Origin of the sequence: Streptomyces sp. NBC_00028, from assembly GCF_045041065.1 — a bacterium.
Taxonomy (GTDB): domain Bacteria; phylum Actinomycetota; class Actinomycetes; order Streptomycetales; family Streptomycetaceae; genus Streptomyces.
The window spans coordinates 4,433,609-4,446,988 of sequence record NZ_CP108293.1 but is presented as its reverse complement, the minus strand read 5'-3'; the positions used below and the strand labels follow the sequence as shown (position 1 = coordinate 4,446,988).

Annotated in this window: 12 protein-coding genes; 7 read left to right on the top strand and 5 right to left on the bottom strand. The window is 71.1% G+C overall.

Annotated features, from left to right (window positions below; translation table 11 throughout):
• The first annotated feature begins 3 nt into the window (after positions 1–3).
• The 3 genes from OG885_RS19745 to OG885_RS19735 all read left to right on the top strand — a co-directional run bounded on the left by OG885_RS19745 (position 4) and on the right by OG885_RS19735 (position 3,261).
• Positions 4–1,710 (top strand): cytochrome c biogenesis protein ResB, encoded by a 1,707-nt coding sequence (locus OG885_RS19745; RefSeq protein ID WP_405733261.1) that lies wholly within the window; start codon positions 4–6, stop codon positions 1,708–1,710.
• Positions 1,707–2,804: a c-type cytochrome biogenesis protein CcsB gene (gene ccsB, locus OG885_RS19740; protein ID WP_405733258.1), complete on the top strand. Its 1,098-nt coding sequence runs from the start codon at positions 1,707–1,709 to the stop codon at positions 2,802–2,804. Before OG885_RS19745 ends, ccsB begins: the two co-directional genes overlap by 4 nt.
• Before the next feature lie 64 nt (positions 2,805–2,868).
• The gene (locus tag OG885_RS19735; protein WP_405733255.1) at positions 2,869–3,261 is read left to right on the top strand and encodes a hypothetical protein; all 393 of its coding nucleotides are present in this window, start codon (positions 2,869–2,871) and stop codon (positions 3,259–3,261) included.
• Here the strand turns inward: OG885_RS19735 and OG885_RS19730 are convergent.
• Both OG885_RS19730 and OG885_RS19725 read right to left on the bottom strand, forming a co-directional pair.
• The gene (locus tag OG885_RS19730; protein WP_405733252.1) at positions 3,254–4,231 is read right to left on the bottom strand and encodes an isopenicillin N synthase family dioxygenase; all 978 of its coding nucleotides are present in this window, start codon (positions 4,229–4,231) and stop codon (positions 3,254–3,256) included. The genes OG885_RS19735 and OG885_RS19730 overlap by 8 nt on opposite strands.
• A complete protein-coding gene (locus tag OG885_RS19725; protein ID WP_329336152.1) occupies positions 4,212–4,661 on the bottom strand; it encodes a nucleoside deaminase in 450 nt (149 codons plus the stop codon). The genes OG885_RS19730 and OG885_RS19725 overlap by 20 nt, the downstream gene beginning before the upstream one ends.
• A gap of 118 nt (positions 4,662–4,779) precedes the next feature.
• Here OG885_RS19725 and OG885_RS19720 point away from each other — a divergent pair, with 118 nt between their 5' ends.
• Both OG885_RS19720 and OG885_RS19715 read left to right on the top strand, forming a co-directional pair.
• Complete coding sequence (locus OG885_RS19720) at positions 4,780–6,039, top strand: PucR family transcriptional regulator (protein WP_405733248.1); 1,260 nt, start codon at positions 4,780–4,782, stop codon at positions 6,037–6,039.
• Between the two features lie 109 nt (positions 6,040–6,148).
• Entirely contained in the window at positions 6,149–7,516 is a 1,368-nt protein-coding gene (locus OG885_RS19715; RefSeq protein ID WP_405733245.1) for a cytochrome P450, read from the top strand.
• A gap of 110 nt (positions 7,517–7,626) precedes the next feature.
• Here OG885_RS19715 and argG read toward each other — a convergent pair whose 3' ends face one another.
• Both argG and OG885_RS19705 read right to left on the bottom strand, forming a co-directional pair.
• Positions 7,627–9,081, bottom strand: a complete 1,455-nt coding sequence (gene argG, locus OG885_RS19710) for an argininosuccinate synthase (RefSeq protein ID WP_399949842.1) — start codon at positions 9,079–9,081, stop codon at positions 7,627–7,629.
• Positions 9,082–9,194: 113 nt separating this feature from the next.
• Entirely contained in the window at positions 9,195–9,791 is a 597-nt protein-coding gene (locus tag OG885_RS19705; protein ID WP_399949839.1) for a TetR/AcrR family transcriptional regulator, read from the bottom strand.
• 87 nt (positions 9,792–9,878) lie between these two features.
• Here OG885_RS19705 and OG885_RS19700 point away from each other — a divergent pair, with 87 nt between their 5' ends.
• Both OG885_RS19700 and OG885_RS19695 read left to right on the top strand, forming a co-directional pair.
• Positions 9,879–10,604: a hypothetical protein gene (locus OG885_RS19700; protein WP_405733240.1), complete on the top strand. Its 726-nt coding sequence runs from the start codon at positions 9,879–9,881 to the stop codon at positions 10,602–10,604.
• The gene (locus OG885_RS19695; protein ID WP_405733237.1) at positions 10,601–12,337 is read left to right on the top strand and encodes a protein kinase domain-containing protein; all 1,737 of its coding nucleotides are present in this window, start codon (positions 10,601–10,603) and stop codon (positions 12,335–12,337) included. The genes OG885_RS19700 and OG885_RS19695 overlap by 4 nt, the downstream gene beginning before the upstream one ends.
• Here OG885_RS19695 and OG885_RS19690 read toward each other — a convergent pair.
• Complete coding sequence (locus tag OG885_RS19690) at positions 12,334–13,305, bottom strand: zinc-binding alcohol dehydrogenase family protein (RefSeq protein WP_405733234.1); 972 nt, start codon at positions 13,303–13,305, stop codon at positions 12,334–12,336. The two genes, OG885_RS19695 and OG885_RS19690, sit on opposite strands and share 4 nt — an antisense overlap.
• Positions 13,306–13,380: the final 75 nt, after the last annotated feature.

Genomic DNA, 13,380 nt, shown 5'->3' with positions numbered 1-13,380 from the left:
TCGATGAGCAAGACGACAACCGACCCGACCCCGCCCGCCGGCGACGAGGACCTCGGCGCCGCCGCCTCCCAGCTGTCCACCGCGCCCGAGGACACCCTGAACGTGCCCTCCCTCGGCGTGATCGGCTGGGCCCGCTGGTTCTGGCGGCAGCTCACCTCGATGCGGGTCGCGCTCCTGCTGCTCCTGCTGCTGTCGCTCGGCGCGATCCCCGGCTCGCTGATCCCGCAGTCCGGGACCGACGAGACGAAGGTGGCCCAGTTCCGCAAGGACAACCCCACCCTCGGTGACGTCTACGACAAGCTCGGCCTCTTCCACGTCTACAGCTCGGTGTGGTTCTCCGCGATCTACATCCTGCTGTTCGTCTCCCTCATCGGCTGCATCATCCCGCGCACCTGGCAGTTCGTCGGCCAGCTGCGCGGCCGTCCGCCGGGCGCCCCGAAGCGCCTGGACCGGCTGCCCGCGTACACCACCTGGCGCACCGAGACCGAGCCCGAGCGGGTCCGCGAGGCCGCCCTCGCCCTCCTCAAGAAGCGCCGCTTCCGCGCCCACCTCACCGGGGACGCCGTCGCCGCCGAGAAGGGCTATCTGCGCGAGGTCGGCAACCTCGCCTTCCACATCGCCCTCATCGTGATGCTGATCGCCTTCGCCTGGGGCCAGCTGTTCAAGATGGAGGGCAACAAGCTGATCGTCGAGGGCGGCGGGTTCTCCAACACCCTCACCCAGTACGACGACTTCAAGTCCGGCAGCCTCTTCGACCAGGACGAGCTGGACCCGTTCAGCTTCCACCTGAACGACTTCCAGGGCACCTACGAGAAGTCCGGCCCCAACCGCGGCACCGCGCGCACCTTCCAGGCCGACATCTCCTACAGCGTGGGCGCGTACGGCAAGGCCAGGAAGACGATCGTCAAGGTCAACGAGCCGCTGGAGATCGGCGACTCGAAGGTCTATCTGACCGCCCACGGCTACGCGCCCGTCATCACGGTCCGCGACGGCAAGGGCGATGTCGTCTACCGCGACGCCGTGCCACTGCTGCCGCTGGACAGCAACATCACCTCCTCCGGTGTCGTCAAGGTCATGGACGGCTACCGCGACGCCAAGGGCGAGCGGCAGCAGCTGGGCTTCGAGGCCTTCTTCCTGCCGACGTACACCCCGGGCAACGAGGTGTCCTCCACCTTCCCCGCGCTGGGCAACCCGGTACTGAACCTGGCCGGCTACTACGGCGACCTGGGCGTCGACGCCGGTGTCCCGCAGAGCGTGTACCAGCTCGACAAGTCGCATCTGAAGGCGTTCAAGGACTCCAAGGGCGAGCAGCAGCGCAAGAACCTGCGGCCCGGCCAGACCATGACGCTCCCCAACGGCGCCGGCTCGATCACCTATGAGTCCACCAAGGAGTGGGCCAACTTCCAGGTGACCCGCCAGCCCGGCAGCGGCTGGGCACTGGCCGGTGCCGTCGCCGCGATCTTCGGGCTCGCCGGCTCCCTGTTCATCCAGCGCCGCCGCGTGTGGGTGCGGGCGGTCCGGGGCGACGACGGCGTCACGGTCGTCGAGATGGCCGGGCTCGGCCGCAGCGAGTCCGCGAAGGTGCCCGAGGAGCTCGGGGCGCTCGCCGACACCCTCTACGACCAAGCTCCCGGGGCACCTGACCCCGACGAAGACTCCACCGAAACCCCCAACCCCCAAGTCGTACCTGCCGAAAGGCCCGGGAAGTGACTCTCGCCGCCGCGACGGATCTGGCCGCCGCCACCAACGAACATCTCGCGAACCTCAGCAACACGCTGATCTACTCCGCGATGGCCGTCTACACGCTGGCCTTCTTCGCCTACATCACCGAATGGATCTTCGGCAGCCGCAGCAAGATCGGCCGCACGGCCGCCGCGCTGACAGCCGACCCGGCGGAGCGCAAGGCGCCCGCGGTCACGGTGAAGAAGGGCGGCTCCACCGCCGTACTGGAACGGCCGCAGGTCGTCGTACGGGCTGCCGCCGGGCAGCGCGACGTGCCGGACGGGCCCGGGGCGCACGGCGGGGACGAGCAGGGTGACCTCTACGGCCGTATCGCCGTGTCCCTCACGGTGCTCGCCTTCCTCATCGAACTCGCCGGCGTCATCGCCCGCGCGGCCTCGGTGGAGCGGGCGCCCTGGGGCAACATGTACGAGTTCAACATCACCTTCTCCACGGTGGCCGTCGGCGTGTACCTCTCGCTGCTGGCGCTGAAGAAGAACGTGCGCTGGATGGGCCTGTTCCTCATCACCTCGGTCCTCCTCGATCTCGGTATCGCCGTCACTGTCTTGTACACCGCCAGTGACCAGTTGGTTCCCGCCCTGCACTCGTACTGGCTGTACATCCACGTCTCCACGGCGATCCTGTGCGGTGCGGTCTTCTACGTGGGCGCGGTCAGCACGATCCTGTACCTGTTCAAGGACTCCTACGAGAGCAAGCTCGCGGGCGGCGGCAAGCCGGGCAAGTTCGCCACGTCCTTCCTGGAGCGCCTGCCGGCCTCCTCCTCCCTCGACAAGTTCTCCTACCGGGTCAACGCGGCGGTCTTCCCGCTGTGGACCTTCACGATCATCGCGGGCGCGATCTGGGCCGGCGACGCGTGGGGCCGCTACTGGGGCTGGGACCCCAAGGAGACCTGGGCGTTCATCACCTGGGTCGCCTACGCCTGCTACCTGCACGCCCGCGCCACGGCCGGCTGGAAGGGCCGCAAGGCCGCCTACCTGGCCCTCCTCGCCTTCGGCTGCTGGCTGTTCAACTACTACGGAGTCAACATCTTCGTCTCCGGCAAGCACTCGTACGCGGGCGTCTAGATCCCGTAAGCGGACGCGTGGCGGACGGCGTGCAGATCGTCGCGCCACGCGTCACGCTGGTGGCATGAGTGGATCCGTCGAACAAGGCGCCGGCCAGACGCACGGGAACACGCGCATACTCCACTTCCTGGTGCGGTTGCCCCGGCCCATGGAGCAGGTCTGGACGGCGGTGGCGACGCGGGAGGGGCTCGGCGGCTGGTTCACCGATGCCGGGATCCTCGAACCGCGGCTCGGCGGGGCCGTCCGCCTCGGGGAGCTGGGGGACGGGCAGATCACCGCGTGGGACGTGGACCGGGTCGCCGAGTACACGGTGGCGGGCGGGCGGCTCCGGTTCCTTCTGGAGCGGGACGGGGATGACGGCAGCGCGCTGCGGTTCACCCATGAGTTCCACGGGGAGGGCGTGATCGAGCCGCTGTGGCGGGCGCGCTTCGAGCGGCTCGTCCGCGTCCTCAGGTGACGGTGATCGAGTCCAGCTGGCCGCGCAGGTACACATGCGAGTCGACCGGCTCGTACGCCACGCGTCCGATCGGCGCCGGGACGGATTCCACCCGTGTCCCCGGCGTGCACTCGCCGAAGTAGACGAGGGACATCAGCTCCTCGGCGGGGGCGTCCGCGGGAGGCGGGAGGACGCGGTGGCGGCCGGAGCGCCAGCGGTCTCCCGTCCAACGGGCCATCAGGTCACCGATGTTGATGGTGAAGGCGGCCGGATCGAAGGGCGCGTCCTCCCAGCCGCCCGCGTCCGTCCACACCTGCAACCCGCCCTTCCCCGCCTGCCGGTCGAGGATCGTCACCGTGCCGAAGTCGGTGTGCGGGCCGATGCGGAACTGGCCGGGTTCCGGCTCGCCGACGACCTCGGTGCCCGGGTACCAGTTGATGTTGAAGCCGTAGGTCGGATGGTCCATGTGGCGGGAGAAGAAGTCGGGTTCAAGGCCGAGCGCCTCGCCCAGGAGGGACAGGAGCTCCTTCTCCAGGTCGGCCATCCTCCCCAGGTACTCCTCCACCAGCGCCCGCAGCTCCGGGACTTCGCCGGGCCAGACGTTGGGCGCGTACCACTCCGCGTTGACGACCGGGTCGTCGAACGGCTCGTGCGTCGCGAAGGACAGGGACTCCTTCAGGTCGGGCGGAGTCTCCGTGCCCTCCGAGTAGCCGTTCGCCTCCGCGCCCGGGCCGAGCCAGCCCCGCCCGCCGACCTTCACGGCGTAGGGCTGCTTGACGTCGGCGGGGAGCCGGAAGAACGTGCGGGCGGCCTCGCGGATGGCCGCGCGCAGGGCCGGGTCCACGCCATGGCCGGTGACCAGCAGGAACCCGGCGGTCTGGAGCGCCTCGTCGACGGTACGGGCGATGGCGGCCCGGGCCTCGGGGTCGCCGTGCGTCCAGGGCTTCAGATCGATCGTCGGGATACGGGGCTCACTCACCGATGTCCTCATTCCACAGAGCCGGGTTCTTCTCGATGAAGTCGCGCATCATCGACACGCAGGCGGGGTCGTCCAGGAGCACGATCTCCACGCCGTGCTCCGCCAGCCAGTCGTGCCCGCCGTGGAAGGTGGCCGCCTCGCCGACCACCACCCGCGAGATACCGAACTGGCGGACCAGGCCGGAGCAGTACCAGCAGGGGGAGAGGGTCGTGACCATCGTCGTGCCCCGGTAGGAGCGCTGTCTGCCCGCCGCGCGGAACGCGGCCGTCTCCGCGTGCGTCGACGGGTCGTCGTCCTGGACGCGCCGGTTGTGGCCGCGGCCGAGGAGCGTGCCGTCGGCGCCGTAGAGCGCGGCGCCGATCGGGATGCCCCCCTCGGCGAGCCCCGCGCGGGCCTCGGCGACGGCGGTCGCCAGCCAGGTATGTGCCTGAACCTGATCCATGCGTCCACTCTGCGGTGACCGAAACACCAGGGCAACGTGCGGAAAGTACTCTCCGGGCAGCCCACAGCCGGACGAACTGTCGGGCGGCCCACAGCCGGACACCTGTCGGGAGGCGCGCATGCCCGCACTCACCCTCCGCGAGATCCTGGCCCTCGACCCCGTCCGGGCCACCGAGCCCGAGCTGCTCGCGGGCGCCGAGGGCCTGGACCGGCCCGTGCGCTGGGTGCATTCGAGTGAGGTGTACGAGGGCGCCAACTTCCTCGACGGCGGCGAACTGCTGCTCACCAACGGGTTCGGGCTCACGGACGCCGAGGAGGAGGTGCGCCGCCGGTATGTCCGGGAGCTGGCCGCCCGGGGCGCCGCCGGGCTCGCGGTCGAGGTCGGGCGGTCGTTGCCCGCCATGCCCGCCGAGGTGACCGACGAGGCCCGCCGCCTCGCCCTGCCGCTGCTGGCGCTGCACCGGGTCGTGCCCTTCGTACGGATCACGGAGGCCGCCAACCGGGCGATCGTGGCGCGGGGGCTGTCGGGGCGTGGTGTCGTACGGCCCTGGGGTGACGACCATACGGCGGCCCTGCTCGCCGACCTCGCCGACCGGGCGGCGCTGAACCAGCCCGAGGTGGAGGCGCGGGCGGCGCTCGCCGGGTTCCATCCGGGGCCGGGGGTGCGGCTGCTCGGGGTGTCCGTGCACGGGACGCGGGAGACGGGGGTGGTCGACCGGGCGGTACGGGTGCTGGGCGGGGCGAGCGGGCTGCGGGCCGCGTTCCCGGGGGATGTCCTGGCCTTGCTGGCGCTGCCCGCGGCCCGCGGCGGTGACCCGGTGCGGTCGGTGCAGGACGCCTTCCGCGCCACCGCCGCACCAGGTCTGACCGTGGCGGTCGGGCACGCCGTCGCCGCGGGGAGCGGCTGGCTGCGCTGGAGCGACACGCTGCGTGCGGCCCGTACGACCCTGGAACTGGCGTTGACCGTGCCGGCCGCCGAACCCGGCTCTCCCGACGGCCCGTTGGTGACCTCCTCGCGGGCCCTCGCCCTGGAACGGGAGCTGACCCGGGGCGGTGTGGACGCCAACCGTGAGCGCCTCGCCGGACTCGTCCAGCACGCGCTGGGCCCGCTGTTGGAGTGGGAGGCGGCCCATCCGAGCGACCTGGTACGGACGTTGGAGATCCATCTGCGCAACGGCTGCTCGCCGACCCGCACGGCGGCCCTGCTCCACATCGGCCGCCAGTCCCTCTACCAACGGCTGGAGCGGATCGAGTCGTTGCTGGGCCTGGAGATCGGCGACCCGGATCTGCTGGGGGAGTTGCTGGCGGCGGCCTGTGCGCACCGGGTGGTGCGGGGCAACGGAGGCGAGGCGCGGGGCGGGCTGCGGACGGTGGCCTGAGGCCGGCCGGACCCTTGCACGTGGCGCAGGACACGTTCATGACAGGATTGCATTGGGGAAAGGTCAGGGAAGTCATAGGGCGCCCACGACTGCCGTGAAGGGATGACCCGTGACGTCCACTGCGCCTCCCCCCATACCCCGGGCCGCAGGATCGTTTCCGCTCATCGGCCACGCGCTGAAGATGCGCGACAACCTCGGCTTCATCGACTCCCTGCGCGAGACACGGGAACCCCTCGTCGAGATCGTCCTCCAGCCAGGGACGCGCACCATCGTCGTCCAGGACCCGGCCCTGATCCACCAGATGCTCAAGGCACTCGGCCCCAGCCTCGACAAGGGCCGGCTCTACGACAAGCTCGGCCAGCTGCTCGGCGACAGCGTCGTCACCGCCACCGGCCGCAACCACGTACGCAAACGCCGCCAGCTCCAACCGGCCTTCGCCCACACCGAGATCAGCCGGTACGTCGATCTCATGCGCGCCGAGGTGACGGCCACCGTCGCCGCCTGGGAACGCGGGCGGCCCCTCGACGTGCGTGAGGCGATGGTCGGGCTCAGCCTCGACATGCTGGCCAAGACGGTGTTCGCCGGCAGCCTCGACGAGGCCGTCTTCCAGCGGCTGCGCAGCGACCTGTCGGTGGTGATGAACGGCGTCGGCGTGCGCATGATGCTGCCCGACTGGGCCGAACGCCTGCCGCTGCCCTTCAACCGCCGCTTCGACCGGGCCCGCGCCGGAGTGCGCGCCACGATCAACACCGCCGTCGACGAACTGCAGGCCTCCGGGCACGACACCGGGGACATGCTCTCCATGCTGCTGCGCGCCGTCGACGAGGAGACCGGACGGCCGCTGACCGGGCACCAGATCAGCTCAGAGATCTTCACCCTGGCCGTCGCGGGCACCGAGACCACCGCGTCGGTGCTGTCCTGGCTGCTGTACGAACTCGCCCGCAACCCCGGCGTCGAGGCCCGGGTCCTGGCCGAACTGGACGAGGTCCTCGGCGAACGGCCGGTCACCTTCGACGACGTGCTGCGGCTGCCGTATCTGAACCGGGTGATCACCGAGACCCTGCGGCTGCACCACCCCGGCTGGCTGGTCACCCGGCGCACCATGGAGGAGACCCGGCTCGGCGCGTGGACGCTGCCCGCGGGCACCGAACTGGCCTACTGCCAGCACGCCCTGCACCGTGACCCGGCGCGCTTCTCCGACCCGCTCGCCTTCCACCCGGACCGCTGGCTCGACGGCGCGCAGACGCTGCCGCCGGGCGCGTTCCTGCCCTTCGGGGACGGCAAGCACAAGTGCATGGGGGACCGGCTGGCCCTCACCGAGATGGTCGTGGCGCTCGCCACGATGCTGCGCTCGGTACGACTGGAACTCGCCGAGGGCCAGGTCGTCCGCCAGGTCGCCCGGCTCACCGTACGACCGCGCGCCCTGCGGATGACCGTCAGCCCGCGGGACCGCTCCCGGGCCGGGGCGGGTCTGTAGCGCGGGTCTGCTCCCCGGACGCCGGAAGGCCGGCCCCGAATCCCGGGGCCGGCCTTCCTTGTGCTTGCCGCGTACGGCCTTGTCGCGTACGGCCGTGTCGCGTACGACCGTCAGTCCGTGCCGGACTCCATCGCCGCGCGGTCCAGCAGGGCCTCGTCCTCGGAGACCTCGCCGCGGGAGGCGATCGCCTCGGCGCCGCCCTCGGGCAGCTCCGGCATGGTGCCGATGAGGCCCGTCGCGGCGGCCTGGGAGGCGCCGATGGTGGGGCTGCCGGTGCCGATCAGGCCGAGGCCGACGTACTGCTCCAGCTTGGCGCGGGAGTCGGCGATGTCGAGGTTGCGCATGGTCAGCTGGCCGATGCGGTCGACGGGGCCGAAGGCCGAGTCCTCGGTGCGCTCCATGGAGAGCTTGTCCGGGTGGTACGAGAACGCCGGGCCGGTCGTGTCGAGGATCGAGTAGTCCTCGCCGCGCCGCAGCCGCAGGGTGACCTCGCCGGTGATCGCCGCGCCGACCCAGCGCTGGAGCGACTCGCGGATCATCAGCGCCTGCGGGTCCAGCCAGCGGCCCTCGTACATCAGCCGGCCGAGGCGGCGGCCCTCGATGTGGTACTGGGCGAGGGTGTCCTCGTTGTGGACGGCGTTGACGAGACGCTCGTACGCGGCGTGGAGGAGGGCCATGCCCGGGGCCTCGTAGATGCCGCGGCTCTTGGCCTCGATGATCCGGTTCTCGATCTGGTCGGACATGCCCAGGCCGTGGCGGCCGCCGATGGCGTTGGCCTCCATGACGAGGTCGACCGCCGTGGCGAACTCCTTGCCGTTGATCGTGACCGGGCGGCCCTGCTCGAAGCCGATCGTCACGTCCTCGGTGGGGATCTCGACCGACGGGTCCCAGAACCTGACGCCCATGATCGGGTCGACGGTCTCCAGGCCGGTGTTCAGGTGCTCCAGGGTCTTCGCCTCGTGCGTGGCGCCCCAGATGTTGGCGTCGGTGGAGTACGCCTTCTCGGTCGAGTCCCGGTAGGGCAGGCCGTGGGCGACCAGCCACTCCGACATCTCCTTGCGGCCGCCGAGCTCCGTGACGAAGTCCGCGTCCAGCCAGGGCTTGTAAATCCTGAGGTGCGGGTTGGCGAGCAGGCCGTAGCGGTAGAACCGCTCGATGTCGTTGCCCTTGAAGGTCGAGCCGTCGCCCCAGATCTGGACGTCGTCCTCCAGCATCGCCCGCACCAGCAGCGTGCCGGTGACGGCACGGCCCAGCGGCGTGGTGTTGAAGTACGCGCGCCCGCCGGAGCGGATGTGGAACGCGCCGCACGTCAGCGCGGCCAGGCCCTCCTCGACCAGCGCCGCGCGGCAGTCGACCAGGCGCGCGACCTCGGCGCCGTACGCCTTGGCGCGGCCGGGCACCGAGGCGATGTCGGGCTCGTCGTACTGACCGATGTCGGCGGTGTAGGTGCAGGGGACGCTGCCCTTGTCGCGCATCCACGCGACCGCGACGGAGGTGTCGAGGCCGCCCGAGAAGGCGATGCCGACGCGCTCGCCGACGGGGAGGGAGGTGAGGACCTTGGACATAGGAAGATTATGCATCGCGATGCATGGTCATGCAAACCCCGTGCTGGAGTGGTCCCCGTCACGTCCCCGTCACGTCTCCGTCGCGCCCCCATCGCGCCCCCGCCACGCCCCGGTCACTCTCCCGCGACCGACCTCCAGATACGTTCCGGCAAGATCCGCGTCGCCTCGTCCAGGTCCACGTCGTCCACGCCCGACAGCCAGCGCCTCGCCACCCCGATCACCGGGCCGAGCACCAGCGACTCGATCAGTCCGAGCGGCAGCGGGGCCAGCTCCCCCGACGCCACCCGCGGCTCGATCCACAGCGCGAACGGCGAGAGGCGCGCCTCCTGGGCGTCGCGCAGCTCCTTGCCGTGCGCCATGCCGCGCCGGTCGGCGAGCGGGGAGTGCAGCAGCAGGGCCGCGTCATGGTGCTCCCGGACGAACTCCAGATACGTCCGCACGATCGCCCGGATGCCCGAGCGGGCGGTGCGGGTCTGCTGCAAGGCTGTCGCCAGCTCGCCCAGCAGCCGGCCCAGCCAGCGGTGCATCAACGCGTCCGTCAGTCCGTTGATGCTGCCGAAGTGGTGGTAGAGGCTGCCGAGGCTGACGCCACTGGCCTTGGTGATCGCGGTGACGGTCAGGCCCTGCTCGCCCGACTCCGCGTACACCCGCAGAGCGGCGTCGAGGAGCTGCTCGACCGTGGCCTCGCCGCGTTGTTGCTTGGGGCTCATCGCGGCCAGAGTAGAACACGTGCTTTCTGAAGTGAATTTCTAGAAAAGATCTCCAATCAGGCTGCCCGGTGCTCCACACTCGTCCCTGTGTCGCAACAGGAGACCTCCATTTCGCTGACGCCGCAGCAGGCCGCTGTCGGCGCCGTCGTCACCGTGCAGCTGCCGACGGGCGCGGTCCGCGTCCGGGTGCCTCCCACCCGGGACGGCGACCTCGTACGGCTGTGGGTCGGGCAGCAGGAGGTGCTGCTGCGCGTCCGGGTCACCGCGGGCGCGTCGGGCGGGACCGGCGCGGCGAAGTGGGTGGGGGCCCTCGCGGTCGCGGCCCTGGTGGTGTTCGTGGCTGTCGTCGCCAACGGGGGAGACGACGACAGCGCGGACGACGCCTCGCCGTACAGCTCGTCCTACAGCTCGCCGTCGTACTCGTACTCGGGGACGTACGAGCCGTACACGGACGCCCCGTACTCCGAGGACCCGTACGCGTCGGCCGACCCCTACACGGACGACCCCTACACGGACGACCCGTACGCGGAGGAGACCGAGGCCCCCGACCCCTACACCTCCGGGACCTGCCTCAACGGCACCCTCCCCGACTCCACCACCGCGCAGGAGGTCGACGACGTCGAGGAGGTCGACTGCTCGGCGTCGGACGCGCACTACAAGGTGATCCAGACGATCCCCTTCAGCTCCGACATGAGCCAGTGCAACGCCAACCCCCGCACGCAGTACGCCTTCTCGTACCGCTACACGATGAACGGAACGGCCATCAACGAGTACGTGTACTGCCTCGTCGGCCTGGGGGCGTACGCCCGGTGAGCGAAGAGAGCAACGGGGCCGGCGAGAGCGACGACATCGTGGAGCCGCTCACCGACGACGACCCGCGGGTCATCGGGCCGATCCCGCTCGTCGGGCGGCTCGGCGCCGGTGGCATGGGCCGGGTCTATCTCGGCGTCCACGAGGGCCGGTACGCCGCCGTCAAACAGGTCCTGCCCTCGATCGTCGGCGAGGACAAGAAGTTCCTGCGCCGCTTCGGCCAGGAGCTGGACAACCTGGCGTCCCTGCCGGCCGGCGCCACCACCCCGCTGCTCGCGAGCGACGCCACCGCCCAGCCGCCCTGGTTCGCCACCGCGTACGTCCCCGGTCTCACCCTCGGCGAGGCCCTCGACGCGAACGGCGGTCCCCTGCCCGCCGAGTCCCTGTGGCTGCTGCTGCGGGAGGCGGTGAAGGGGCTGGCGGCCGTGCACGCGCTGGACATGGTCCACCGGGACCTCAAGCCGTCCAACGTCATGGTGACCCTCGACGGCCTCACCCTCATCGACTTCGGCGTGGCCCGCGCGGCCGAGCAGAGCCAGCTCACCAGCACCGGCCTCGTCGTCGGCACCCCCGCCTACATGTCGCCCGAACAGGCCTCCGGGGCAAGGAGGCTGACCGGCGCGGTCGACATCTTCGCCCTCGGCTCGGTCGTCGCGTACGCGGCGTGCGGGCGACCGCCCTTCGGGGAGGAGTCCGGGCACGGGGTGCTGTACCGGATCGTGCACGAGCAGCCGGACCTGGCTCCGCTGCGCGCACTGGACCCGGAGCTCGCCGAGGTCGTCGCCCTCTGCCTCGACAAGGACCCGGAGGGACGGCCGACGGCCGCGGAACTGCTGCGGCAGTTCGAGGGGGTGCCCGTGGCGTCGTCGTGGCCGGCGGCCGTCGCCGAGCGGCTGGCCGAGCGGGCGGCGTTCGCCGCGGACGTGCCGGAGATCGCCTTGCCGCCCGTACGCACCCCGACCCTGCCGGACGCCACTCCAGCCACTCCAGCCACTCCAGCCACTCCGGGTGTTGCGGAGCGGCGCGAGCGCAGCCGGCGTACCCGCATCGCGCTCGCCGTCGTACCGGTGGTCGTGGTGGTGACCGGCACGACGCTCGCCCTCCAGAACCTGCCGTACACGTCCGCCGCACCGCAGAACGAGGCTCAGGCGAACCCCTCGGTCACCGCGTCATCCTCGGCCACCCCGTCTCCGTCTCCGTCCCCGTCGGCGTCTGCGACGAGCCCCAAGGGCAAGCCGTCGCCATCACCCAGCAAGTCGAAGGCGTCGGACCGCGGGGAGAACGGTGGCTCGGGAGACTCCAACACGGGGAGTGGTTCCGGCAGTTCCCACACCGGGAGCGGCTCGGACGACTCGTCCTCGACCTCCTCCGGTTCGTCGTCGTCCGGTTCATCCTCCTCCGGTTCGTCGTCGTCCGGTTCGTCCACCGGCTCCCCGCCGCCGAATCTGACCAGCTACCGGCTCGACTACGTCAACTCCTGCGTCGGAGCCTGCGACATGCCGATCAAGGTGAGCTGGTCGACGGTCTCCCGGGCGACCCGCTACGACATCCACTACACCAACAAGGGCAGCAACTTCACCAAGAAGAACGTCGACACCGTCTACTCCACCGGCAACACCAGCTACACGATCACCGGCCCGTACTCGGGCGACGAGGTCTGCGTGACGGTGCGCGCGGCCAACAAGTACGGCGCCTCCGCCTGGGCGGAGACCTGGTGCGACACGGTGGCGTACTAGCCGGCCACCCGCAGCAGCAGCTTGCCCGTGCTCGTCCGTGCCCCCATCAGGCGGTGTGCCTCCGTGGCCTCCTCCAGGGCGAACTCGGCGGTGACCGGCAGGGTCACGGTCCCGTCGGCGACCTTCGCGAACGCCCGCTCGGCCAGGGCCCGCAGCTCGGCCGGGGCGGTCCGGGCCAGGGTGAGGATGGAGAAGCCGCCGACCGTGACGCCGTACGGATACAGCTCCGGCTGGCCCACGCTCCACGCCTCCGCCCCGCTCGCGTTGCCGAAGGAGACCAGGCGGCCGAAGACGGCGAGGGAGGCGAGGCCGGCGCGCAGGGTGTCGCCGCCGACCGGGTCGAGGACGAGGTCGACCCCGCGTCCGCCCGTCGCCGCCCGCACCGGCGCCTCGAAGTCACCGACGAAGACCTCGTCGTACCCGTACTCGCGCGCGTACGCGGCCTTCGCGGCGCTGGAGACCACGCCGTACACCGTGCCGCCGGCCGCCTTGGCCAGCTGTCCGACGACCGTGCCGATGCCGCCCGCCGCGCCCTGCACGAGCACGGTCTCGCCGGGCTGGAGCCGGCCCACGGAGTGGACCAGCGCGTACGCCGTCGGCAGCACCGTCGGCAAGGTCGCGGCCGTGCGCAGGTCGACGCCGGACGGGAGGGGGAAGACGGTCGCCGTGTCCGCCACGGTCACGTCCGCGTAGGCGCCGCCCTCGGTCAGCGCGGTGACCTCCTGGCCGACGGTCAGGCCGGTCACCCCCTCGCCCAGCGCCCGGACCCTCCCGGAGACCTCCAGGCCGGGCACGAACGGCAGCCGCGGCACCCGGTAGCCCGAGTCGCGTGCCTTGAGGTCGGCGAAGTTGATCCCGGCGTACGCCACGTCGACGCTCACCTGCCCGGGGCCCGGCTCGGGGACCTGCGCCTCGACGGTCTTGAGGACCTCGGGACCGCCGTACTCCTGGAACTCGATCGCGCGCATGCCGCACACCCCGTTCTGGACCGCTCAGACTGTTCAATGAGAAGCGAACACTCATGACTGTATGGTTTTCATCGA